The organism is Bacillus sp. GW823-FHT06A11 (genome assembly GCF_058795355.1).
Genome location: NZ_JBXAHS010000003.1, coordinates 719,309 through 743,201, shown reverse-complemented (window position 1 = coordinate 743,201; position 23,893 = coordinate 719,309). Strand labels below are relative to the sequence as shown.

General features: G+C 35.3%; 16 protein-coding genes and 2 pseudogenes. 11 read left to right on the top strand and 7 right to left on the bottom strand.

The window, feature by feature from the left end; translation table 11 throughout:
* Positions 1 to 278: 278 nt before the first annotated feature.
* Positions 279 to 872 carry a hypothetical protein gene (locus tag AC1Q8L_RS17965; protein WP_000554433.1) on the bottom strand — a complete coding sequence of 198 codons (594 nt, stop codon included), beginning with the start codon at positions 870 to 872 and terminating at the stop codon, positions 279 to 281.
* A 396-nt stretch (positions 873 to 1,268) separates the two neighbouring features.
* Here AC1Q8L_RS17965 and AC1Q8L_RS17960 point away from each other — a divergent pair, with 396 nt between their 5' ends.
* The gene (locus tag AC1Q8L_RS17960) at positions 1,269 to 2,747 is read left to right on the top strand and encodes a DHA2 family efflux MFS transporter permease subunit (protein WP_000005101.1); all 1,479 of its coding nucleotides are present in this window, start codon (positions 1,269 to 1,271) and stop codon (positions 2,745 to 2,747) included.
* Between the two features lie 733 nt (positions 2,748 to 3,480).
* Positions 3,481 to 6,678 carry a bifunctional P-450/NADPH--P450 reductase gene (gene cypD, locus AC1Q8L_RS17955; protein WP_000412761.1) on the top strand — a complete coding sequence of 1,066 codons (3,198 nt, stop codon included), beginning with the start codon at positions 3,481 to 3,483 and terminating at the stop codon, positions 6,676 to 6,678.
* A 211-nt stretch (positions 6,679 to 6,889) separates the two neighbouring features.
* Here the strand turns inward: cypD and AC1Q8L_RS17950 are convergent, their stop codons facing one another.
* A complete protein-coding gene (locus tag AC1Q8L_RS17950; RefSeq protein ID WP_000798028.1) occupies positions 6,890 to 9,001 on the bottom strand; it encodes a TerD family protein in 2,112 nt (703 codons plus the stop codon).
* Between the two features lie 673 nt (positions 9,002 to 9,674).
* Here AC1Q8L_RS17950 and AC1Q8L_RS17945 point away from each other — a divergent pair.
* The 3 genes and pseudogenes from AC1Q8L_RS17945 to AC1Q8L_RS17935 all read left to right on the top strand — a co-directional run.
* Positions 9,675 to 10,102: pseudogene (locus AC1Q8L_RS17945) on the top strand (DUF5412 domain-containing protein).
* A gap of 306 nt (positions 10,103 to 10,408) precedes the next feature.
* Positions 10,409 to 11,359, top strand: coding sequence for a class A beta-lactamase (bla, locus tag AC1Q8L_RS17940; protein ID WP_098311825.1), 951 nt, complete (start codon positions 10,409 to 10,411; stop codon positions 11,357 to 11,359).
* A gap of 45 nt (positions 11,360 to 11,404) precedes the next feature.
* Positions 11,405 to 11,794, top strand: a pseudogene (locus tag AC1Q8L_RS17935) (ABC transporter permease); the annotation flags it as partial.
* A gap of 163 nt (positions 11,795 to 11,957) precedes the next feature.
* On the opposite strand, the gene AC1Q8L_RS17930 reads toward AC1Q8L_RS17935, so the two are convergent.
* The 3 genes from AC1Q8L_RS17930 to AC1Q8L_RS17920 all read right to left on the bottom strand — a co-directional run bounded on the left by AC1Q8L_RS17930 (position 11,958) and on the right by AC1Q8L_RS17920 (position 15,978).
* Positions 11,958 to 13,745, bottom strand: a complete 1,788-nt coding sequence (locus AC1Q8L_RS17930; protein WP_000886414.1) for a helix-turn-helix transcriptional regulator — start codon at positions 13,743 to 13,745, stop codon at positions 11,958 to 11,960.
* A gap of 114 nt (positions 13,746 to 13,859) precedes the next feature.
* Positions 13,860 to 14,438: a sensor domain-containing protein gene (locus AC1Q8L_RS17925; protein ID WP_000842195.1), complete on the bottom strand. Its 579-nt coding sequence runs from the start codon at positions 14,436 to 14,438 to the stop codon at positions 13,860 to 13,862.
* A 202-nt stretch (positions 14,439 to 14,640) separates the two neighbouring features.
* Complete coding sequence (locus AC1Q8L_RS17920) at positions 14,641 to 15,978, bottom strand: erythromycin esterase family protein (RefSeq protein ID WP_098311826.1); 1,338 nt, start codon at positions 15,976 to 15,978, stop codon at positions 14,641 to 14,643.
* 359 nt (positions 15,979 to 16,337) lie between these two features.
* Between AC1Q8L_RS17920 and AC1Q8L_RS17915 the strand changes: the two genes are divergently transcribed.
* From AC1Q8L_RS17915 to AC1Q8L_RS17905, 3 genes are all read left to right on the top strand, one after another.
* Positions 16,338 to 17,216 (top strand): CPBP family intramembrane glutamic endopeptidase, encoded by an 879-nt coding sequence (locus AC1Q8L_RS17915; protein WP_098311827.1) that lies wholly within the window; start codon positions 16,338 to 16,340, stop codon positions 17,214 to 17,216.
* A 636-nt stretch (positions 17,217 to 17,852) separates the two neighbouring features.
* Complete coding sequence (locus tag AC1Q8L_RS17910; protein WP_141553542.1) at positions 17,853 to 19,298, top strand: L,D-transpeptidase family protein; 1,446 nt, start codon at positions 17,853 to 17,855, stop codon at positions 19,296 to 19,298.
* Between the two features lie 346 nt (positions 19,299 to 19,644).
* Positions 19,645 to 19,860 (top strand): hypothetical protein, encoded by a 216-nt coding sequence (locus tag AC1Q8L_RS17905; RefSeq protein WP_001104104.1) that lies wholly within the window; start codon positions 19,645 to 19,647, stop codon positions 19,858 to 19,860.
* Positions 19,861 to 20,051: 191 nt separating this feature from the next.
* On the opposite strand, the gene AC1Q8L_RS17900 is transcribed toward AC1Q8L_RS17905, so the two are convergent.
* Both AC1Q8L_RS17900 and AC1Q8L_RS17895 read right to left on the bottom strand, forming a co-directional pair.
* Positions 20,052 to 21,425, bottom strand: a complete 1,374-nt coding sequence (locus AC1Q8L_RS17900; protein ID WP_098311829.1) for a sensor histidine kinase — start codon at positions 21,423 to 21,425, stop codon at positions 20,052 to 20,054.
* Positions 21,422 to 22,096: a response regulator transcription factor gene (locus tag AC1Q8L_RS17895; RefSeq protein ID WP_001264534.1), complete on the bottom strand. Its 675-nt coding sequence runs from the start codon at positions 22,094 to 22,096 to the stop codon at positions 21,422 to 21,424. Before AC1Q8L_RS17895 ends, AC1Q8L_RS17900 begins: the two co-directional genes overlap by 4 nt.
* Before the next feature lie 267 nt (positions 22,097 to 22,363).
* On the opposite strand from AC1Q8L_RS17895, the gene AC1Q8L_RS17890 reads away from it, so the two are divergent.
* From AC1Q8L_RS17890 to AC1Q8L_RS17880, 3 genes are all read left to right on the top strand, one after another.
* The gene (locus AC1Q8L_RS17890; RefSeq protein ID WP_000521298.1) at positions 22,364 to 22,834 is read left to right on the top strand and encodes a hypothetical protein; all 471 of its coding nucleotides are present in this window, start codon (positions 22,364 to 22,366) and stop codon (positions 22,832 to 22,834) included.
* 20 nt (positions 22,835 to 22,854) lie between these two features.
* Positions 22,855 to 23,178 (top strand): PepSY domain-containing protein, encoded by a 324-nt coding sequence (locus AC1Q8L_RS17885; protein WP_000912137.1) that lies wholly within the window; start codon positions 22,855 to 22,857, stop codon positions 23,176 to 23,178.
* Positions 23,179 to 23,419: 241 nt separating this feature from the next.
* Positions 23,420 to 23,581 carry a hypothetical protein gene (locus AC1Q8L_RS17880; RefSeq protein ID WP_000441010.1) on the top strand — a complete coding sequence of 54 codons (162 nt, stop codon included), beginning with the start codon at positions 23,420 to 23,422 and terminating at the stop codon, positions 23,579 to 23,581.
* The last annotated feature ends 312 nt before the right edge of the window (positions 23,582 to 23,893 follow it).

Genomic DNA, 23,893 nt, shown 5'->3' with positions numbered 1-23,893 from the left:
TGTTACGTAACAAAAACGCTATTCTTTCCCTAGAATCATAGGAAGAGATGGCGTTTTTGTTATGAACTTATCGATTTTTTATGAACTGGAATTGTTGTCTAAAGAGTTGCAACAGATTTTTTTATAAATTGAAAGACAAGGAGACGAACTTGGATGGAGTATTGGAAGCACACAATAAATATATTGAGGAGTACATGTTTGAAAACATTAAATCAATGGAAAATGAAATATTTTGTTGGAATGTCTGAGCTGCGGACCAATTCTATCACTTTAATTAACTAAAAGAAGAACTTCCCCATCCCGATTAGACTACTGATCATTCCTATTCCACTCATGGTGCCTTTTCCTGCTGTAAGTAAGTTTCCAAGCATTCCTGGCTGACCGTTACCTCCGTTATTTCCCCATCCCATTGGGGCCCACGGACTACCCCATCCTGGAGGGTTTCCAAAAACACCCGAGTTATTGGTATTGAAATGAAAAGGCTTAGTTGGCGGCGATAGTAAAGCGGCAAGATGCCCTTGTGCGAACATCCCTGTATGATTGAATGGTTGCGCCCAGGGGAAGGAAGGTTTTTGAAAATTAAAACCTTCATGACCTGGTAGTGGAGTCCAATTATCGGGATGTCCTTGGGGCATCATCCCTGCATAATTGATTGGCTGCCCCCAAGAGAAGGGAGGGGGTTGGGGACTGAACCCCGTATAATTGGCTGGTGAATCCCAACTAACTGGATAGACTCGGTAACTCCAATTCTCAGGAAGCTTCAAATCATTCATTACCTCAGATTTAGTTATTTCGGGCTGTGAATATAATGAAATTTGGTTAGTATATTGTTCCCCGTTTCCCTTTGAATTCAAATACCAATATTGGTGCATACGCTTATTCTCCTCACTTTAAAAATGTAATGTTAGACTTAGCCTATGTAATATTCCTTTTTATGGATGGTTACATAACTAGATCTACAAGCCTGTATTTAAAGGAATGGGTGTGTGGACTTGTTGATTTAAAGTTTCACTTTATTTTAGAAGGGTATTTTCAGTTGCTTCTTTTATATATTTCAGCCTAATTTAAATTTCGTTAACAAACATTTTTATAAAGGTTTAATCAACAAAAAGATTTTAAAATGTTATGTTGGGCAAGTGGAATTGCTAAAAAGAGAATATCCATTCGAAGAGTTTGGCAAAATACTGCAAGGGTAATGTTTTTTTGTGCAAATATGTAAACGATTTAAACGAATCAATGAAATTTATAATGAAGGGGCAATTAAATATATGAGTGAAACATTACATAAAAGAAAACCACCATATTTAATGCTTGTAATTCTTTTTATTGGGGCATTTGTTTCATTTCTAAATAACTCGCTTTTAAATGTAGCCTTGCCATCAATAATGAAAGATTTAGACATTCAAGATTATTCAACGATCCAGTGGCTTTCTACAGGGTATATGCTTGTAAGTGGTATATTAATTCCGGCATCAGCATTTTTAATAACGCGTTTCTCGAATAGAAGCCTATTTATTACCTCTATGGTGATTTTTATTCTTGGTACTGCCTTAGCGGCTGTAGCGCCGAATTTTGGTTTATTACTTACTGGTCGGATGGTTCAAGCGGCAGGCTCTTCAGTTATGGGGCCTTTGTTAATGAATATTATGCTAGTAAGCTTTCCGAGAGAAAAAAGGGGAACAGCAATGGGGATTTTTGGACTAGTTATGATTACAGCTCCAGCAATTGGACCGACACTATCAGGTTATATTGTAGAGTATTATGACTGGCGTTTGCTTTTTGAAATGATTTTACCGTTAGCAATCATTAGCTTACTGTTAGGGATTTGGAAATCTGAGAATGTCATGAAACAAAACAAAAATGCAAAACTTGATTATCTCTCATTACTATTATCTTCTGTCGGTTTTGGCGGTTTGTTATATGGATTCAGTTCTGCAAGCTCCGATGGTTGGACAAATAAAGTTGTCTTAACAACCTTAATCATAGGTGCTATTGCCCTAATTGCTTTCATTATTCGTCAATTAAAAATGGATGAGCCGTTATTGGATTTACGTGTTTACAAGTACCCAATGTTTGCACTTGCGTCTGTAATTGCAATTGTTAACGCGGTGGCCATGTTTTCGGGTATGATTTTAACACCAGCTTATGTACAAAACGTCCGTGGTATTTCGCCGCTGAGCTCTGGGCTGATGATGCTTCCAGGTGCGGTTATAATGGGGATTATGTCACCAATTACAGGTAAACTATTTGATAAATATGGTCCTCGGATTCTTGGCATAGTGGGGCTTTCCATTACAGCTGTTTCAACTTATATGCTAGCAAACCTGCAACTCGACTCTAGTCACACACATATTATTCTTATTTACACACTGCGGATGTTTGGGATGGCGATGGTGATGATGCCACTTATGACAAATGGTCTTAATCAATTACCAACTCGTTTAAATCCGCACGGTACAGCTGTTAATAATACAGCTCAACAAGTGTCCGGTTCGATTGGTACTGCTATTCTTGTTACGATTATGAATTCTGTAACAAAAACAAAAGCTGAAAGTCTAATGTTTGATATAGATCCAACAACCTTCACAGAAACTACGAAGGCAATAGTAACTCAGAAGGCTTTATTATCTGGAATTCAATATTCATTCTATGTAGCGCTTGGCATGAATGTTGTTGCACTACTATTAGTTTTTTTCGTTAAACGTGTAGATACAAGTGCGGAAGCTGTCGAGAAGTTAAATCGGTAGAGAAGAATAAAACGCTAGATAAAGATTCCTACAAGTTTTTTTGCTGCTAAGGCGCCGGTATTTAAAGCTAGAAAAAACTAAAAGAAGCAGGGAAATAATTATATAGTAAAAGAGGACCTGATGTTCATATCAGGTCCTCTTTCATTAATAACAAGGTATACTTGCTTATCGTATTGGTTTAACTAAACTACTGATTTTTCGAATACTACAATCTTAAGCTCGTCACCTTCTTTATTTTGGAGTGTTTTAGAAGAAAATGAATTAAAATGATTGTTTTATAAACAAATACAAGAGATGAGATCCGTTTGCAATTTCTCATAAACATTATAATTTTAGATTATCTTTTAACACCAACATTAAAAGGATCCAACTATATTTATTCGCTTCATTTTAATTTAGTATTTTTCTACAAGTTATAAATCTAATTGCCAAGCTTATACGTAATATCATAATCATGAATAGTTAGGGAAAAGATAAAATAAGGTAATCAATTACATATCTTTATCCCAGGCGATTAGTTGCTATTTCCTCTTTATTAAATGGGATATTTTATCCCGCATTAACGGGCAGTAAGACCCCCACCTCAAAATTTAGCGGAAGCAAAGAAGTTAGGTGGGGGATCAACTGCCCGTAAAAGCCCGATTGGTTCAACTAATAATCAGTGGGGGATGAACAAAACCCCCACTGATTAAAGTTTCACTTTATTTCATGCTTTTTTGAAAGGGTGTTTTAAATGGAAAAAAAAGTATCTGCCATTCCTCAGCCGAAAACATATGGACCGCTGGGTAATCTCCCATTAATCGATAAAGATAAACCGACGCTATCCTTTATCAAGATAGCGGAAGAGTATGGTCCCATTTTTCAAATTCAAACTTTAAGTGATACCATCATTGTCGTTTCTGGACATGAATTGGTAGCAGAAGTCTGTGACGAAACACGGTTCGATAAAAGTATAGATGGTGCTTTAGCAAAAGTTCGTGCCTTTGCTGGGGACGGATTATTTACTAGCGAGACTCACGAGCCTAACTGGAAAAAAGCTCATAATATTTTGATGCCTACATTTAGCCAACGGGCAATGAAAGATTACCATGCCATGATGGTCGATCTTGCTGTACAACTCGTTCAAAAATGGGCACGGCTTAATCCGAATGAAAACGTAGATGTTCCGGAGGATATGACTCGCCTTACGTTAGATACAATTGGTCTATGTGGTTTTAATTACCGATTTAATAGCTTTTATCGTGAGACCCCTCATCCTTTTATCACTAGCATGAGCCGTGCTCTAGATGAGGCGATGCACCAATTGCAGCGGCTAGATATAGAAGACAAACTTATGTGGAGAACGAAACGTCAATTTCAGCATGATATTCAATCCATGTTTTCTTTAGTAGATAATATTATTGCTGAACGTAAAAGTAGTGGAAATCAGGAAGAAAATGATTTACTTTCCCGTATGTTAAATGTACAAGATCCGGAAACTGGTGAAAAACTAGATGATGAAAACATTCGTTTCCAAATTATCACTTTTTTAATAGCTGGACATGAGACAACAAGTGGATTGTTATCTTTTGCAATTTACTTTTTATTAAAGAATCCGGATAAGTTGAAAAAAGCCTATGAAGAAGTAGACCGTGTTTTGACAGATCCTACTCCAACATACCAACAAGTTATGAAACTGAAGTATATACGGATGATTTTAAATGAATCACTGCGTCTATGGCCTACCGCTCCAGCATTCAGTCTCTATGCAAAAGAAAATACAGTGATTGGCGGGAAATACCCAATTAAGAAAGGAGAAGATCGTATTTCTGTTCTTATTCCACAGCTACATAGGGATAAAGATGCATGGGGAGACAATGTAGAAGAATTCCAACCTGAACGATTTGAAGAGCTGGATAAGGTTCCTCATCATGCTTATAAGCCATTTGGAAATGGCCAGAGAGCATGTATCGGTATGCAATTTGCACTTCATGAAGCCACTCTTGTAATGGGAATGCTTCTTCAACATTTTGAATTAATCGATTATCAAAACTATCAGCTGGACGTAAAACAAACATTAACGCTAAAGCCCGGTGATTTTAAGATTAGGATTCTACCCCGAAAACAAACTATTAGTCATCCTACTGTTCTTGCACCTACAGAGGACAAGCTGAAAAACGATGAAATTAAGCAGCACGTCCAGAAGACACCTTCTATTATTGGGGCCGATAATCTTTCACTTCTTGTTCTGTATGGCTCGGATACAGGTGTAGCAGAAGGTATTGCAAGAGAATTAGCAGATACAGCTAGTTTAGAAGGAGTTCAAACGGAAGTGGTAGCTCTTAACGATCGAATTGGAAGTTTGCCAAAAGAAGGAGCGGTACTTATTGTGACTTCTTCTTATAATGGAAAACCGCCAAGTAATGCAGGGCAGTTTGTGCAATGGTTGGAGGAACTAAAACCCGATGAGCTAAAAGGGGTTCAATACGCAGTTTTTGGTTGTGGAGATCATAATTGGGCTAGTACCTACCAACGGATTCCAAGATACATTGATGAGCAGATGGCTCAAAAAGGAGCAACAAGATTTTCTAAACGCGGAGAAGCAGATGCAAGTGGTGATTTCGAGGAACAGCTTGAGCAATGGAAACAAAACATGTGGTCTGATGCGATGAAGGCATTTGGATTGGAGCTCAACAAAAATATGGAAAAAGAGCGCAGTACTTTGAGTCTGCAATTTGTTAGTCGTCTTGGAGGATCTCCTCTTGCACGAACATATGAAGCAGTTTATGCATCTATACTAGAAAATCGTGAACTCCAATCACCCAGCAGTGATAGAAGTACACGACATATCGAGGTATCTTTGCCAGAAGGCGCTACATATAAAGAAGGAGACCACCTTGGAGTGTTGCCAGTTAATAGCGAGAAAAATATCAACCGAATTTTAAAACGTTTTGGATTAAATGGGAAGGATCAAGTTATACTGAGTGCAAGTGGACGAAGTATAAATCACATACCTTTAGACAGTCCTGTTAGTTTATTGGACCTTCTTAGTTATAGTGTTGAAGTTCAAGAAGCTGCCACTCGAGCACAAATACGAGAAATGGTAACATTCACAGCATGTCCTCCTCATAAAAAAGAATTGGAAGCATTATTAGAAGAAGGAGTTTACCATGAACAAATACTAAGGAAACGGATTTCAATGTTGGACCTTCTTGAAAAGTATGAGGCTTGTGAAATCCGATTTGAACGCTTTTTAGAACTTCTTCCTGCGCTCAAACCGCGTTACTATTCTATTTCAAGCTCTCCACTCGTTGCACACAATCGTCTGAGCATTACGGTCGGTGTTGTTAATGCGCCTGCATGGAGTGGAGAAGGGACATATGAAGGCGTCGCTTCTAATTACTTAGCTCAGCGTCATAGTAAAGATGAGATTATCTGTTTCATTCGAACGCCACAATCAAACTTTGAATTGCCTAAAGATCCAGAAACACCAATTATTATGGTTGGGCCAGGTACTGGAATTGCACCATTCCGTGGATTCTTGCAAGCGCGTCGTGTTCAAAAGCAAAAAGGTATTAACTTAGGACAAGCGCATCTATATTTTGGTTGTCGTCATCCTGAAAAAGATTATCTCTATCGTACAGAACTAGAAAATGATGAAAGAGATGGATTAATCTCTTTACACACAGCTTTTTCTCGTCTAGAGGGACATCCAAAAACATATGTACAGCATTTAATAAAACAAGATAGAATCAATTTAATTTCGTTATTAGATAATGGAGCTCATCTTTATATATGTGGTGATGGAAGTAAAATGGCTCCGGATGTAGAAGATACCCTTTGTCAAGCGTATCAAGAAATTCATGAAGTCAGTGAACAAGAAGCAAGAAATTGGTTGGATCGTGTGCAAGATGAAGGGCGATATGGAAAAGATGTTTGGGCTGGTATATGAATGTTTCTTAATTAGTTACGTATTAACTAATGAATTTTTTTCGAATAAATTTCACTTTATTAGTATAGTGTATTTAGATGAATAGTGATTAACCGGACTATTTAGTATCTACTAAATAAAAAACAGGACCTGATATTCATCTATCAGGTCCTGTTTCACATAGACATTATACATGGATATTTTCCACACATTATCAATGTTTGTAATGTAGTTAGTCTTGTGGGTCAGCAATAAAATCAGATATTATTTTTTCGATATCGAAAGGAGTAATCCCTTTATCCAAAGAAAAAATGCTTTCTGCTTCTTCGATTTCTTGAACGAGTTCACCTCTAGCTTCAATATGTAATCGGAACAAGTCATATAAATTCGGTTTAACTAAATTAGTTAAAGCCTTTCCAACTAGTATCATACCTTTTTGATTAGCCTCGATGGTATTATCATAAGTTAGATCTCTTGTAAGAGACAAATCTGTCCAAATCAATTTTCGTTCCTTTAAGTCTAAAATAACTGGAATAGAGATTTGGGTGTCGGCAGTAATATCCACTTTATCTTGAACAGTAGAAGGTTCAAATACTTCACCTGAACCAGGATATTGACGAACCATCCAACCAGTAAAGCATTCTGGTAAATCTTTATATGGTTGGTCTGTGTAAGAAAGCAAAGTCATAACTACATAGCGTCCACCATATTTCAGCACAGACGGAATATCGAAATCAATGAATTCAGATGCCCCCTTTGGTGCAGAAGTAATATCTCCGCTATGGTAGGCTTTGAAATTTTTTGAACGTAAGTTCGTGAAGGAGACATGTTCTTTGTATTGCCAATCTTCGTCGTACATTGCAGCAGATAAATCAATGTCAACGCGTCCTGTATGTTGTCCATTCACATAGCCTTCTTTCCACCATAGGAAAAACCGAATCGTATCTCCTTCTGGCAAATCTACTTTACTCCCTCGAGATAATGTACGAAGCGCTTTGCTGGCTGAACGTTGAGAGAAGGGAACTAAGTGATTTTTTAACTGTTCATCCAAAAATACTTTTCCGAGACTTGGAAGTTCTGCGAAGCGATTTTTTAAAGTATCTTCACACATTTTTACAATCATTAAACAAATATCCTCTGAGATAAATGGAAGTGTATTTTCAATACCTATAGCTTTTGCTACATTTCCCTTTGGAAAAAAGGTACGAAATTCATTTTTATCATTTCGATGCTTAAAATGAGCCGTGAGTTGAAGTAATACAGGAGTAGAAACGTTTCCTATTATACTTAGAAAATCTTCGAGAATATTGAAAACATCTGTTGACTTATTACTACATAAACGGATTAAATGATCCAAGCGTCTGGCAAATTCCCCCGGGCGAGTTTTTAAAAGATTTTTCGCTGTCATGATATCACGATTCAACAAAGCTGCTTCTATTTTTCCATTAAATGTTTCAACTTTAATGTTGTTGCGAAGCATCTCAAATGCTCGGTGGGTTTTTGGGAAACGAGTATGATATTCTGCTGGATGAAGAATTTCACCTAAACGAATCCAACGCTTTTTGTATCGAATCATATCTTCAGTAATGTTTCCGCATTGCTCTAACAATCCTAAAAGGAAGCGTCTTTCGGCTCGGTTAAACTTCTTGAATCGAACGGAGGATACTAAACTCACATCACCTTCAGATAAAGCAACTGCAAGGCGAAGAACATCAGTTGCTGTTTTAAAATACTTTTCAGCAGCATCGGCTGATATTTTTCTGTTTATTAATAAAACCCCAAGTATAAAAGACATATTTTCCTTATGAGGAATTACATTAGGTAGAAAACAGGAAACATCTTCAGTGTGTGTAATAGCCCATTCTACATCTGTCTTATCAGTTGAGGAAATAGAGCTGTTTGCACTAATCAATTGAGAAATCATTTGATTGAAATCTTCTTCACTTCCTAAGTCAATAACTTTCAAATCAACGCTATCTAAAAGAGGAAGTCGTTCTTCTACTTTTGATACAGGTAGGCACAACGTCACATAGTGAATAACGGCATTGATGTATAAATCAGCGTCACTTAAATCCATCATTTGTTGCGGAAAGTTGGGATACATAGGAGTAAACTGAATATGTGCACCAACCATTTCTTTTAAATGTTTTACCAACTCTTTGTAAAACGATGTGAATGCATCAACCGAAAGTGTTTGCAACTCTTCTATTAAAGGCTCGGAAAAAGTAAATCCTAAACTTTCCAAGTTTTTTAAAACAGTGGCTAAATAAATGTTCGGTAGTTTATTTTCTTCTCTTTTTATAATTACTTTCAAACTTCTTCTTATATAAATAGAATTTTTCATGAGAACGCCATCTATTCACGCCTTATAAAAGAGGGGAATAGTCTGACTGTCCTCCTTTCAGTGGTAGATTTTTATTTTTATATGTATAAACACAATAATTGTAGAAAAATGCACAGAGGGTACATAGCTATTTTTTAGTGAAAAATTAGGGGTATAACATTTAGTTGTTAAGTGGTAATTTGTTAATTAAGAAAAGAAAACCTCTACATCAATGGTTGATAAACTAAAGTTTATTCAATCCCAAAGAAGAAAGAGGTTTTATAGTCTAATTATTTTTCATAGGGAATTGACAACTCTAAAACAATTTGAAATTTCTACAAAGAAGGAAGAATTGTCATAGCCTATGTGTTTAGCAGGAAAGTAACATCCCTATTTCGCCAAAGAAGTTAGAAGGAAGGAACGTCATAGCCTGCTTTATTAGTATATTCTCTTGCGAAGAGCAATTCAAGTATACTGTCTGATTTTTTATATTTTTCTTAAAGGGGAATTTTCATGATTATCCCGCATTAACGGGCAGCCAGATTGGTGAGGGTGATTAAAGTTTCACTTTATAAATAGGGAGACCATCACATGCTCTTTTTATAATACTATTACGGGAGGATTTTTATTTTTGATATATTATACCATTTATTTAATGGTATAATATGGTATGTGTTCTGTGGAATGGAGTTGAATGAGTATTATAAATACAAAAGGTGAAATAAAAAAACAAAAAGAAAAGTATTACTAACTATACTTACTATGTTAGTAATTATAATTGGATTTGGATATTGGAAACTTTTTAGTTTGCAAGGTGTTCCAAAAGGGGAATTAATTCGAACAGTGAAATCTCCAGATGGAAAATATCTCATCAAGACTTATTTTCATAATGCAGGATCATTAAGTGCGGATGCTGTTAGGGGTGAATTAGTTAACCTTGATACAGATTCAGAGAAAAATATATATTGGAATTATCCAGATACCGATCCATATATTGAATGGGTAAATAAGAATATTGTTAGAATTGGAGATCAAACTTTAGATGTTTCGCAGAAAGAAACCTATGATTGGCGTGATGATGATAAGCACGTTAAAGAAATGCCTAAACAGTTTATTAGATAAAACAAGAAAATTTAAATGTATTTAATCTTATTTGTTTAACTATAGATAGTATTATATGAGTGAAAAAGTCCATTTAAATCTTCTAAATGGACTTTTTTAGGTTTCTAGATACGACTACTGATAAAAATGGAACAAACTTGTTATTTAGGTTGTCTATTAAGTATACGTATAAAACAGGTGTTCATGATAGTTCACTCATTTTATGAAAAGTGAGATGCAAGAGAGTGATATCCGATACACTCTTTAATTGTATCGATATGTATAACACCTAAAAAAACATATATTCTTGAAAGAGGTTGAAAATGTATGATAGTCTTAAACAAGTTTTTTAACATTTTACATTACAAAAAGATGGTACCTGTAGTATTCCTTTCATGTGCAACGCTTATAGGCTGTTCCGATGGCAATACTCAGTCTGAATTACCTAAACAAACGAAACAAACAAATCAAACCAAACAAGAAACTACCGGTAATGATTCTTTTGCTAAACTTGAAAAAGAATTTGATGCTAAACTCGGTATTTATGCATTGGACACTGATACGAATCAAACCGTTACTTATCAATCAGATGAACGGTTTGCATACGCATCTACCCACAAAGCTTTAGCTGTGGGAGTACTTTTACAAAAGAAATCAATAGAAGATCTAAATCAAAGAGTTTTGTATACCCGTGAAGATCTTGTTAATTATAATCCAATTACAGAAAAGTATGTTGATAGTGGTATGACCCTGAAAGAGCTTGCAGCTGCTTCTCTTCGATATAGTGATAATACTGCACAAAATCTTATTCTTAAACAATTAGGTGGACCTAGTGAATTCAAAAAATCACTAAGAGAAGTAGGAGACACCGTTACAAATCCTGAACGTTTTGAACCAGAATTAAACGAAGTACATCCAGGAGACGTACATGATACTAGTACCCCAAAGGCATTAGCTACTAGTCTTCAGGCTTTTGCGCTAGGAGATGTACTTTCAACTGAGAAACGGGATTTATTAATAGATTGGATGAAAAGGAATACTACGGGAGACAACTTAATTCGTGCTGGAGTTCCAGGAGGATGGGAAGTAGCTGATAAGACGGGCTCGGGATCTTATGGAACCAGAAATGATATCGCAATTATTTGGCCACCAAATAAAAAGCCAATTGTTCTTGCGATACTTTCTAATCATGATAAAGAGGATGCTAAATACGATGATAAGCTTATTGCAGAAGCAACCAAGATAGTGTTAGATGCTTTAAAAGTGACAAATAAATAATAATAGTAACTAGTTATTATTATTTTCCCGGTTTTTCGTCACAATATTGTGAGTCATGATTTTGCTAGTGGACTAATGTTTATGGGCTTTTTCGTTGGAGTTGCATTTTTAGCAATGATGGCAAGTTGCTTAATGTTTAAAGTTCTGTCGGGAGCATCAAAAGATGTAGCACGTTATCAAATGCTTCGTAAAATTGGTGTTCGCCGAGAATTATTAACAAAATCAATCTATAAAGAGTTATTCTTCATATTCTTATTCCCAGCAATTGTGGGGATTACTCACATATTAGTTGGTATGAACATGTTTGGATCGCTTTTAATCGATCCGTACTTTCGTATTTGGTTACCACTTGTTATTTTTGTAGTAATTTACTCGATTTATTACTTGATTACAGTTCAATTATATAAAGGGATTGTACTCCCTAAAAAAGATTAATGTAATGATGTTGTTTATCCCGCATTAACGGGCAGCACGATTGGTGAGGGCTGATAATCAGTGGGGGATGAACAAACCCCACTGATTAAAGTTTCACTTTATCTTTTACTGTACCTTGTAACTACATTTTGCCTTGCTGTAGAGAAACAAAAAAACATTTTTCTTATTCAATAATTCCAATTTCTAGAGCCTTTTGCACAGCTTCTTCTTTGTTGCGGACTCCTAGCTTTGTATAAGCTGTGGAAGCATAATTTCTGACCGTACCATTTGATAAATATAACCTTGATGCTATGGTAGTGTATCGAAGTCCCTTTGCTACTAGTTGCAATATTTCTATCTCCCTAGCTGTTAGCTCATAAGCGGTTGCTTTTGATTGTGGTGTCTCTTTTTGCTCATCAAATTTCTCAAATATTTTGTGAGACATTCCTTGATCAATCAGTGTCCCACCTTTGTGAATAAGTCGGATCGTATTAGCTAGCTCCAATGTTTCAATGGATTTGAGTAAAAAGCCATCCGCACCGTTGCGAAGCGATTCCAACGCCTGTTCGGTATCCTGAAAAGTTGTGAAAATCAATACGCGGATATGTGGCCATTGTTGCTTAATCTTTTTGGTTGCTTCAACTCCATCCATGTGCTGCATATCTAAATCCATAAGTATAACATGGGGTTGAAGACGTCCACACAAATCGATGGCTTGATTGCCATCCTCAGCTAAACCGACTACATTTAAATCTTCATATCTATCGAGTAGTGTCCTCAAACTTTCCCGAACAAATGGTTGATCGTCTACAATTAACAAACGAATAAGTCCATCTTTTATTTCAGTTTGTCGCGGTATGGTACATGTAACAAGCATTCCTTCCTCTGGCTTTGTATATACAGACAATTGCCCTTGTAAATTCATTGCTCGTTCTTTCATCGCATTCAGACCGAAGCCTTCCTGCCATTCTACATTTCCTTTTCCATTATCTTGAACTTCTAATCTCGTATATTGTTGTTCAAACTGCAATGAAACTATAATTTCAGTTCCCTGACCATGACGTACTGCATTCGTAAGGGACTCTTGTAAACAACGAATGAATGCGATCTTCGCTTGCCGAGACAGTGGGTATTCCTCTCCGAATGTCCTAAAACTTACATTTACCTGAGCGTGCTCCTGAAATTCGACTCCAAGATTTTGTAGAGATTGAATCAAGGAAGGCGATTGACACGGAGACTCCATTTGATGTAAGTAACCTCTCACATCCTCGATGCTTTTACGTCCCATTTCAAGCAGAGAATCTAGCCTCTGTATACCCATTTCAGTAGCAATTTCGGTACGCAACGTTTCCATCCCCATAATAATAGAAGTATAAGCGTGACCAACTGTATCATGAAGCTCACTCGACAGTCTGTTTCGTTCTTCCGCCAGTGTAATGCGTTCAATCTGAGACATATATTGCTCAAGTACCGCGTTTTGTTTACGAATCGCTTCATTTTGCTTATGATTGACGATTAATAAATGGAAAGCGAAGCCCATTACATAAGCAAGTCCATAGTAGGTAACTAAAATCCAATAGCTATTACTTGGCGCAACCGCATAGAGAATTCCAGTTGTTATAAAAACTGTTGTTGGAGCTGTCCAATAATAGGACAAATGCTTACTATTCGCAGCAATTAGAAAAGCCGATATCAGAAATGTAACGTTAGCTTCCGGAAATAAAGAGGTTAAATATATACACAGTCCACCATATAGCAGTATTTCTGTGAACAAGTAATATTTGTAATTGAACAGTAAGGCTACCCATGGAATCGAGAAGGCAACAACCTCCCAAAAAATAACAATCCAAAGTGGCAATGTTAAACTATCCTGAAAATCGAATGTGGTTATGGCGATAGAGACACTAACAAGTATACGGACTCCTAACATAATCCAATCGTACCAAAACCAATACTTAACCATATCTAACAAGTCATTTACCCCCTAAGTAGCCTACCTTTTTACTTCATATATTATAATTTAATCCTTCATGCCTATTATACTTTTAAATTTAAAACTGCGATACTACTCACAGATTGCAAACTTCTATCGATTTAGTTGCCGAATCATGCTACGTGTATAGCCACCGATTTTCTTTGTCAAACGATCTACTATTCTAATACTTATGGCGGTAAATACTATACCCATAAACATTACAAAGAGTGACTTAGTAAAGGTATCTATCTGTATGAATATAATATTCATTTCGATGTATTGATACAGTAGTGGTGCCAATAGCAACATAAGTGGCATTACATAAAAAATGATTGCGCTAATGAGACTGAAAATGCCAATCACTAATTTCTGCATTAACCAAAAGATAGCAGACCAAGTACGACGATCTGTAAGCACTAATTTCACCTGAGCCCAGTTTGATGTATCTATTGTTATACTTCTATCATAAGAGTCTGTTGAAATATCTGTATAAATTTTCGTCTGTATGCGCTCGAATTGGATAAAAGGTGTAGTAGTCTGTAGTACACGTATAACTAGTGGAATTCCAATTACCGTAAATGAAAGGGTGAAGCTGAATAGCAGAGCTATTAGATAAAAACAAAAATAAAAAAATCCTGTAACGAAAGTTAGCAATAAAAAATAACCATTCTGGATGAATCTTGATTTCATAAAGTTCTCGCTCCTATCTATGTAATAACCGAATTGTACTGCTTTTTTTGTCATTCTCACTAGTGTAAAAGTGTCATATGACATTTCTAAATGATGATAAAAAGGGGAGAGTAACCTACTTCTGGTTAAAAAAGATGCTTATATCAATCACCATAAAACAATCCCGTTCTTGCAGATGCAAGAACGGGATTGTTTTATACTTTTATTTAATATGAGATGGACTTGTTTTTCGAATATGAAACATAATATCAAATTGCTCAAGCAATGACGTATCAAAGTATGCCGATTCGTTCGGGAAGATTTGTCCCCCTATACTTAGTAATGGTCTTTTTGCTTTAACCCATTTTTCTGCTTGTCCTTTAAGGTGACGGTTATCCAATAAAAACATGTTATATGGTACTTTTCCGAGAGTATAATTGAAACTTTTTACATCTTGTGGAATAGTGTCGGTTGTAATCTTACCTCCAGTGGAAGGATCATATTCGCTGTATAAGGTAAAATTCCCCTCCGTAGTTGTACTACCAATTGTGACATAATTATTGTCTAAACGTTCCTTCAAAAATTGCCCCGCAACATAAGGGTATAATTTCTCATCGATAATTCCTTTAGCTATATGAATATTGTGTGCCCATACCATCGTTTTACCACCAAATGTTTCTTGTGCCCACATTGCATGATCGGCCAAGTATTGCTCATGTAGCTTTAACATACTTGGATAGTCGTTAGGAATTAGCATTGTGGTAAATTTCTCTATTGCACTTGCCGTTGCTTGCGCCCAGATGTACTCGGGTGAAGCTATTTCTATGTTGGCTTGCCCATTCTCATCTTTTAGTAATTGGGCTACTCTCTCAGCGTTTGCTTTGAACTTTTCTTTTATTTCAGGAGCAAGGTCCATATATTCCTTTGTACTTCCATTAAAAGCCGACAATTCTTTATAATTTCCTTCTACTTCTGCCAGCAAATCTGGTCGATGTAGTCTTACATAATCAATCACTTTATTAAAGCAACCTTGGTCCAACTCCTTTAAGTCGAGCCCAATGAATTGGATCTTTTTTTTATTGGATGGATCAGCATTATAATCTTTCATCCACTCAATCATGGCTATAATTTCATCAGTAGGATATAACAAGTTTAAAAATTCCCTAGGGTTTCCTTTTCCTGTTTGGATATATTCATTTAGTTTTAAGCCGTTTCCCCAATCTTCTTCCATTGTGAAATTTGTAAAACCCATCTCAGTAACCAAATATTTCACAAGGCGAAACTTCATAGTGAAAATTTCAGAGCTTCCATGAGTATTCTCTCCTAATCCTACATATTGTGCGCTCCCAATCATTTTCTTAAGTGGTTTTAAATCCTCAAATGATTTTGACGGCTCTATCGTTTTTAATGGGTAAGCCTGTGATTGTATGGATTTAACTATATTTTTTTGTATTGATTGACCTGAATTTTCGACTGCTACTGTTTGAGCCTTTCCTACTTCTACGCATCCTGTGACTAATAAAGCTGTACTAACCATTGCAATTATGCTTTTCTTATTCATTTTTTCCACCTCAATTGAATTATTTGTAAAGCAAGATTGATTCATTGTACTTGCACGAATCAATTGCCTTAATTCAATTGTTATCTATTCCATATCATATTTTCTAGTTACATATTGTCATAAGGTTAATTGACACAGGTCATAGACTAATCATTACACTTTTGTACTATCGGTTATGACAACTTATAAATAATAATTACATTGATGAGTCGTAAGTAAGACTAGACTATAAATTGGGGAGGGATTTTAAAGATGAATGAATCTGTATACAAAAACATTTTTATTCTAAGTTGTGTCTGTGGAAATGACAAGAAGTAAATTCGATAAACAAGTGAATGAAAGGGGAAGGGCGGATTAAAATGATATTACACGCAAAATCGTTCCACAATAAAGATAAAATCCAACGTGCTAAAATAGGACTTCAACTCTTTTTGAGTATCTTAATCATTACTTCTGTTATCCTAAATGTAGTAGTAATAATTACGAAAAGTATGCCGCTTATTGTGGTATATATGTTTACCCCAGCATTTTCTTCTATTTTGACTCGCATAATACTGAAAGAAGGGTTTAAAGATGTATCTTTTAGTCTCGGTAACTTAAAGATATGGAAGGGGATTGGGTTTGCTCTGTTAATACCTATGATTATTTGTGGAATTACTTATTCTATCGCCTGGTTGAGCGGAATTGCGGGGTTTCAGCATCCCGAAGGTGGTATGTTAGAACCGATCTACAATATACTTGGACTTCAGTATGTACCGGAACCATTCAGTTTTATTTATCTAGTAGTATTGAGCGGCGTTTTAGGAAGTTTGCTTAACTTAATCCCAGTTTTAGGAGAAGAAATGGGTTGGCGAGGTTATATGCTCACAAGGCTAGTCGATGCAGAGTTTTCACGGCCTATCCTTATTAGTGGATTGATTTGGGCAACGTGGCATGTTCCAATTGTTATTGCTGGTCTATATGTAGAGGGATCATCTGTCCTACTTTCAGTACTTGGCATCTATTTTTGTATTGTGCCCTTCAGTTATATTACAGCTTATTTACGACTTATCACAGGTAGCGTTTGGCCTTCGGTTATCATCCATACTACTTGGAATGCCATTATTCAAGGACCTTTCGCACGTGCAAGTACAGGATATCAAACTGAGATTTGGATTGGAGAATCTGGCTTGATAACCGCTATTATTATCTTGGTTACTGCAATAATTACGTCTCGAATCGTAAATTTTACTAAATAGCATACGGATGTGTTTTAAATTCAATTAGTGAAATATGACGAGGCGAAATAAGATGCACCTAAAAATATTAGAAAAAATCTAGTTGAATGGACTCTTACTTAATCTTAGGCTGCTGGATATATGGGAGGCATCAAGCTAAGGGTTTAATTTATAAAAATAAACTTGGTTGCCATAAAAAACATAATGTTTTCATTTAAAGGCTATGAGATAAAATCTCATCATCTTCATCAAGTTTGACCTTCAGGAAATAAAAAGTTAAACGATTATACAAATACTCTAACTGAAAAAACGATAGTCCTTTTATCAAAAATGTAGAAGGACTATCGTTTATTTTTTTGACAAAATTAGGGGTTGATGTTCATAAAAATGGATAATATAATTCGTATTTTACGTAAAGAGAAAAATTTTCCCCTAGAATATTAAGCTAAATCTCTTGGTGTGACGGTTAATTTAAGTTTCACTTTATGACTTGTAAAGGGCTGTTCAATGCATCGTACTATTAAAAAATCTAAAATAAATCATTAAATTGCGATAAAATGTGGTCAGAAATAATGAAATTTTAGGAAAAATAAGGTACACTAGTCTATGATTTTAGTTGAAAATCGTTTGACGTTAATGCATACGGGGGAAAGATTGATGAACAACAATACAACAAATGAATCAGTTGAAGAAATTGATCAAAAACGAGTAAGATCAAAAAAACGTTATACAAATTGGAAGTTTATCGCAGCGGGTATTGGTGTAATTGCACTTCTTATTGGGGGAATGAGTTATTATCAGGCAACTCACTTCAATTCGAATGTTACAATTAATGACACAAAAGTTGGTGGTCTGAGCGCTGATCAGGCAATACAGAAATTAAAGACATCTGGACTAGCAAACAAAGTCTATGTTGATCAACAACAAATTTTAGATGAAAAAGATACAAAAACGGAACTTACGGAAAAAGATTTGCCTCAAGTTAAGAAACTATTAAAAAGTCAGTGGACATTTTTCCCTTCCTCAAAGGGAGAAAATTATTCATTGCTACCAGAGAAGGCAGATCAGTATCGTAGTGAAACGATGAAGAAACTTGTAGAAGAAACGCTCATCTCTATGAATGAAAAATTAAAAGCGCCTCAAGATGCTATGGCGAAGCTAGAACAAGGGAAAATTGTTATCTCGAAAAGTGTTGAAGGAAAACAGTATGATGTTACTAGTCTACTGAAAGATTACGATAAGCAAAAATATAAAAGCGAAATTCATCTGAAGTCTGCATACATAAAACCTATTAAAGAAGACGATCCGATTGTCAAAAAAGAGGAGAAAGCACTACAGAATCTTCTTGGGCAGTCTGTTGAGTATAAAGTGCAGGATGAAGTTTATCCTTTAAAAGCGAAAGATTTAATTCAAAATGCCTCTATGTCAAAGGATATGAAAGTTACAATTGATGCGAGTGACATTAAGAAGAAAATTACTGAAATTAATAATGCCAAATCAACATTAAATAAAGATTTCTCATTTAAAACGCATTCCGGTTCAGTCATATCAGTAAAAGGGCAAGGATACGGCTGGGCACTAGATGTTGAAAAAGAAACTAAACAAGTTCAACAAGCCTTTGAGAAAGGCGAAAAGTCGCTTTCTGCTTCTAATATTCACGGAAATGGTTGGGAGAAGGAAGGTATCGGTTATAAAACAACAGCGAATAATGGCATCGGAGACACGTATGCGGAAGTTTCAATTGCAGAGCAACAAATTTGGATTTATAAAGATGGAAAATTAGTCGTTACAACAAATGTAGTAACGGGTAAACATAGCACGGATGAAGATACATCACCAGGTGTTTGGTACGTCCTATACAAACGAACACCATACACGCTAAGAGGTAGCGCAGTAGGGAAAGCTGATTATGCGGTTAAAGTAGATTACTGGGTTCCATTCACAAATAGCGGTCAAGGATTCCACGATGCCGGCTGGCGAAAAGACTGGGCAAATAATGCTTATTTAACAGGTGGATCAGGTGGGTGTGTGAACCTTCTTCCTAATGTTGCAAAAACTGTATATGATAGTTTGAACACGTATGATCCAGTTATCGTGTACTAGAAAATAGCTACGTATCAAGAAATAAACAAAGCAGGAAATCTTATCTGATGGTATATGAAAAAACACCTCTTGCATTCGCATACTAAGTGTGCAAATGCAATGGAGGTGTTTTTGTTTGAATACAAGAGTGTATTGCTTATAAGAAACAAAGTAGAAAGAGATTAAGAATAAGTATTCAAATAATCAATAAAATTGACAATGAATATCATTTTCACTTAATATAAAATCGTCGCATTTAATTAGACATGAATTTTTTGTTAATATAATAGATTTCTATTAAGTTGTCATATTTACGAACTATTATTAAATATTTTAAGAATTTAAACGTAGGAAAGGGTAATATAAAATGAACTGGAAAAAAGGCGGGTTATGGGTTATTATTTTTTTCGTTGTAAAAGGCACGATTTCTACACTTTTAATCGTTACAGGTGCTAAATATTTTGATTTATCATTTATGCAACTTATCTTATTAATTCTGACCTTATTAGTGATTTCTCTAATAAGTCGAAAGTTACTGTATAGACATAAACAAAACAAAAAGCAAAAAGAGCTAAATATATAATGAAGCCCCAGAGACCCTTGGATTTCTGGGGTTTTATTTTGATAGTTTTTTCGCATGTATATTAATTTAACAGAATAGGTTGTCCAAAATGATAAAATCGATGATGTTTAAAATGCGTCAGTTATTTTTACATAAGGATTGTAGAGAGCCTTTGAATCAATCTTTATTCTGAAGCGACAGACACGTATAAATTATGCTCTTTTTTCAATTGGTAGTTTAAATGTAAAAGTACTGCCTTCTCCTAATTTACTTTCAACCGTAATTTCTCCTCCATGTAGTTCGACAATCCATTTTACCATCGACAATCCTAAACCTGTGTTTCCGATGTTTGAAGATGTTCGTGCTGCGTCAACTCGATAGAAGCGGTCCCATATTTTTGTAATATGTTGCTCGCTGATGCCGATGCCATTATCGGAGACTTTACCTATTATGTTGGTTTCATCACGGAATAGTTGCATATGCACAGTTCCGCTCGCTTTACTATAAGCAATCGCATTCGTTAGTAAATTCATTAATAAACGCATCATCAATGTTTGATCTGCTTTAATAAATAGGTCTTCCTCTATATTAGTTGTTATATCAATCGAAGCTTCTTGAACCATTAATGAAAGCTCTTCTACAACGATTTCCGTTAATTCACTCATATTGATACATTCAAATTGGAAAGTATTATGGTTTCCTTGGTCAGCTCGTGCTAATAATAAGAGTTGTGAGATTAAAGCGGACATTTTACGTGATTGTTTTAAAATTACTTCTAACGATTCTTCCATTTCTTTCGGATTATTTCTCTGCGATAAAGCGTATTCGCATTGCGAAATAATAACAGATGTTGGTGTTCTTAATTCATGAGATGCGTCAGATGTAAATTGTTTTTCACTTTCGAATGATGTCTCCAATCGCTCAAACATTTTGTCAAAGGTTTGTGCTAAATGATACATTTCGTCTTTCGGTGAACCTTGTAAATTAATTCTCTTCGAAAGGTCTTTACCATCACCAATTTTACTGGCTGAATCACTCATTTGTTGCACAGGTCGAAACGCTCTTTGCGTAATAAAATATCCCCCGACTGCCGCAATGAGAATAAGTAATGGGAATGAGATGATTGTTACCACAATAAGCGTATTCATCGTTGAGGATAATTGGTTCATAGTCATTATTCCACGAACCCAGACTTGCTCATCGCCGCCTGTATTATGGAGAAAATCATATACTATCCATTCTTTATTACCGTCTTTAATAGTTTGTATTTCATCAGATTTAAGCGATATCTGTTTATTAAAGCTTGTTGGACTATTTCCTGCTAGCAGCTCACCTTGTTTACTATAAATACTAATATTTACTCCATCTTCTAAGGCTTCAAAATCATCGTCCATCTTTAATTGTCCATGCTTATATTCGATATCTTCCATGCTTTCTTTTACTGTGTTCTTCAATTGATCTTTCATATTAAAAAGCAAAACTTTATCTGAAGAAGTTAAAATAAAAGCTAACACGAGTACCATAATAATTACAATTAGCCCCGTATACCACAGAGTTACTCTCATTTTTATTGATAGTCTTTTCATGATTCTACTCGCAATACGTAACCAGTTCCTCGTACTGTATGAATTAACTTCGTTTCAAACTGGCTATCAATTTTTTTGCGAAGATAGCGGACGTAAACATCAATAATATTCGATCCGCCTTCATAGTCGTAATTCCACACATGTTGCTCAATTTTATCTCGTGTCAGCACAACTTCTTTATTACGAATCATATATTCTAAAATAGCAAATTCTTTACTGGAAAGAGTGATAGCTTGGTCTCCCCGTGTTACTTTATGCATATTGCAATCTACCACTAGATCAGCGATTTCAAATACATTAGATGTATTTCCTGTTTTTCTTCGCATTAACACTCGAATTCTTGCTAACAGTTCATCAAAAGCAAACGGCTTTACTAAATAATCATCTGCACCTAAGTCGAGTCCTGTTACACGATCATCAATTGTATCTTTAGCTGTAAGAAGCAAGACAGGAGTTGCATTATTGTCCGCGCGTAATCTTTGTAATACTTGTAAACCATTTATTCCTGGAATCATAATGTCAAGCACAATCAAATCGTAGGTAGCCATGTTTATATAATCCAAGGCATCTTCTCCATTCCCACATGCATCGACACTATAATGTTCTGCATTTAATCGTTTCACCAATATATTTTGTAAGTCTTGTTCATCTTCGACGATAAGAACTCGCATTAACATTCTCCTTTTCTTCTTATTGATATGTATCACTATAATTTCAAAACATTAAAGAAAGATTAGAAACTAGTTAATTATATCATTTTATCCCGCATTAACGGGCAGTACGACTACTCCCTCAAAATTCGGTGAATGCGAGGTAGGTAGGGATTAACTGCCTGTAAAAGCCTTCACTTTATTTTTTTGTACATTAATCTTCCTTTAATGTTTGTTCAGTAATATAAAGGCAAGGATAAGGTGCACCTGTAAAGGGAGGAAAACAGAATGGGAAAATGGATGCTGATTGGAGCAATGTCCTGTTTATTCTTAACAGCTTGTTCTACTCAAGCTGATAACAATACAGAAGTACAACAACTGAAAGTGGAAAATGATAAATTACAAAAAGAAGTTGCTCAACTACAACAAGAACCAAACAAAATAGGGCCTGCTACGAATGATACGAAGCAAACACAAGATTTCAAAAACGAAGTCACATCTATTGTAGAAAAAGCAAATAACACGAAACCAGTTGGAGCAAAAGAAGAAAACTTAAATACGTACTTAGCAGCAAAAAAAGAAATTGACCAATTGGATGACAAGATAGATCTATCTGATAATCAGCTAGAAGCAGATTATCACGCTGGAACGATAACTGTTGAACAATATCAAACGCAAGAAAAAGAACACGATATACTGGAAGATCAATTAGAGCAAGCAGAAAATGCACTTGAAGCAAGATTTGGAATAGAGGATTAATCATTAAGGAGTGGATGAAAATGTTAAAACATAAAAAGAAAATAATTATAAGTGTAATTACGATTTTAGTAAGTGGTATTGCTATTGTTGGTGGATATTATGGTATGGGTTACAATTATGCAAAAAAGAATGAAAACTACACAGAGAAACAAGTTCGTGAAATTTCTTTAGCTCATACAAATGGAGAAATTATTAATGTGAAAAAAGAATTTGAATTAGAAGATGACAACTTAGCACAATCAAAATTTGAATATGAAGTGGAAATCAAGACACCTGATAATCTGTTAAATATTTTAAAAGTTAGTGCTAGAACAGGTACAATAGAACTCAATAATGAAGATTAAATAAATATCGCTTATTTGAAAAAACTCCTAACAAAATTTGTTAGGAGTTTTTTCATGTTTATACTTTACTATTTTAAAATGTGGAAAATCTCCATACTTCTACAATCTATATAAATGACTCAAGCTTCGCATCTTTTGAATGCCCTGAAGTGCTAAACCTAAGTAAAATAATGAACTATCCTATGGAAGAAAGTTGAGGGAGCTAATCGCATATATTTTATTGAAAGGATGTGATTGAATTATGGAACGGCCGAATTGGGGAATTGGAGGATTAGTATTCGTTGGCTGTATGTTTCTTGGTGGAGGAGTGGGATCTATGTTAGGTAATGCCCAAACTGGATGGCTAATAGGAATGGGCATTGGATTTCTTGGGATGGCTTTAACGAGACTAATGAGAAAATAATGTAACTGAGATTCTTCTTCTGGTAAATAAGGAAATATGTAAGTAATTCATGGCATCAGAGCTCTATAAATTATAGTTAGAAGCTTCTCTTTTCTAAATTTCTCCATACATAGATATGATTCTCAAATCGGAGAATGGCACCTTAAGGTGTCTTTTTTATGCTCTTTAAAAATGTCTTAACATATATAGCCGAGTTAATTTAAATAATCAAGAATAATTGAGCTAATAGCTCTCGGTAGATTGCCATCATTTTTTTAATAGATTAGATTCATTACCGTTTCAGACCTATGTATTCATTCATAACTTAACAGT

Excerpts from the sequence above, each read along its gene's own strand:
- AC1Q8L_RS17965 (WP_000554433.1), bottom strand. The coding sequence starts at position 872 with ATGCACCAATATTGGTATTTGAATTCAAAGGGAAACGGGGAACAATAT.
- AC1Q8L_RS17960 (WP_000005101.1), top strand. The coding sequence starts at position 1,269 with ATGAGTGAAACATTACATAAAAGAAAACCACCATATTTAATGCTTGTA.
- cypD (WP_000412761.1), top strand. The coding sequence starts at position 3,481 with ATGGAAAAAAAAGTATCTGCCATTCCTCAGCCGAAAACATATGGACCG.
- AC1Q8L_RS17950 (WP_000798028.1), bottom strand. The coding sequence starts at position 9,001 with ATGAAAAATTCTATTTATATAAGAAGAAGTTTGAAAGTAATTATAAAA.
- bla (WP_098311825.1), top strand. The coding sequence starts at position 10,409 with ATGATAGTCTTAAACAAGTTTTTTAACATTTTACATTACAAAAAGATG.
- AC1Q8L_RS17925 (WP_000842195.1), bottom strand. The coding sequence starts at position 14,438 with ATGAAATCAAGATTCATCCAGAATGGTTATTTTTTATTGCTAACTTTC.
- AC1Q8L_RS17920 (WP_098311826.1), bottom strand. The coding sequence starts at position 15,978 with ATGAATAAGAAAAGCATAATTGCAATGGTTAGTACAGCTTTATTAGTC.
- AC1Q8L_RS17915 (WP_098311827.1), top strand. The coding sequence starts at position 16,338 with ATGATATTACACGCAAAATCGTTCCACAATAAAGATAAAATCCAACGT.
- AC1Q8L_RS17910 (WP_141553542.1), top strand. The coding sequence starts at position 17,853 with ATGAACAACAATACAACAAATGAATCAGTTGAAGAAATTGATCAAAAA.
- AC1Q8L_RS17905 (WP_001104104.1), top strand. The coding sequence starts at position 19,645 with ATGAACTGGAAAAAAGGCGGGTTATGGGTTATTATTTTTTTCGTTGTA.
- AC1Q8L_RS17900 (WP_098311829.1), bottom strand. The coding sequence starts at position 21,425 with ATGAAAAGACTATCAATAAAAATGAGAGTAACTCTGTGGTATACGGGG.
- AC1Q8L_RS17895 (WP_001264534.1), bottom strand. The coding sequence starts at position 22,096 with ATGCGAGTTCTTATCGTCGAAGATGAACAAGACTTACAAAATATATTG.
- AC1Q8L_RS17890 (WP_000521298.1), top strand. The coding sequence starts at position 22,364 with ATGGGAAAATGGATGCTGATTGGAGCAATGTCCTGTTTATTCTTAACA.
- AC1Q8L_RS17885 (WP_000912137.1), top strand. The coding sequence starts at position 22,855 with ATGTTAAAACATAAAAAGAAAATAATTATAAGTGTAATTACGATTTTA.
- AC1Q8L_RS17880 (WP_000441010.1), top strand. The coding sequence starts at position 23,420 with ATGGAACGGCCGAATTGGGGAATTGGAGGATTAGTATTCGTTGGCTGT.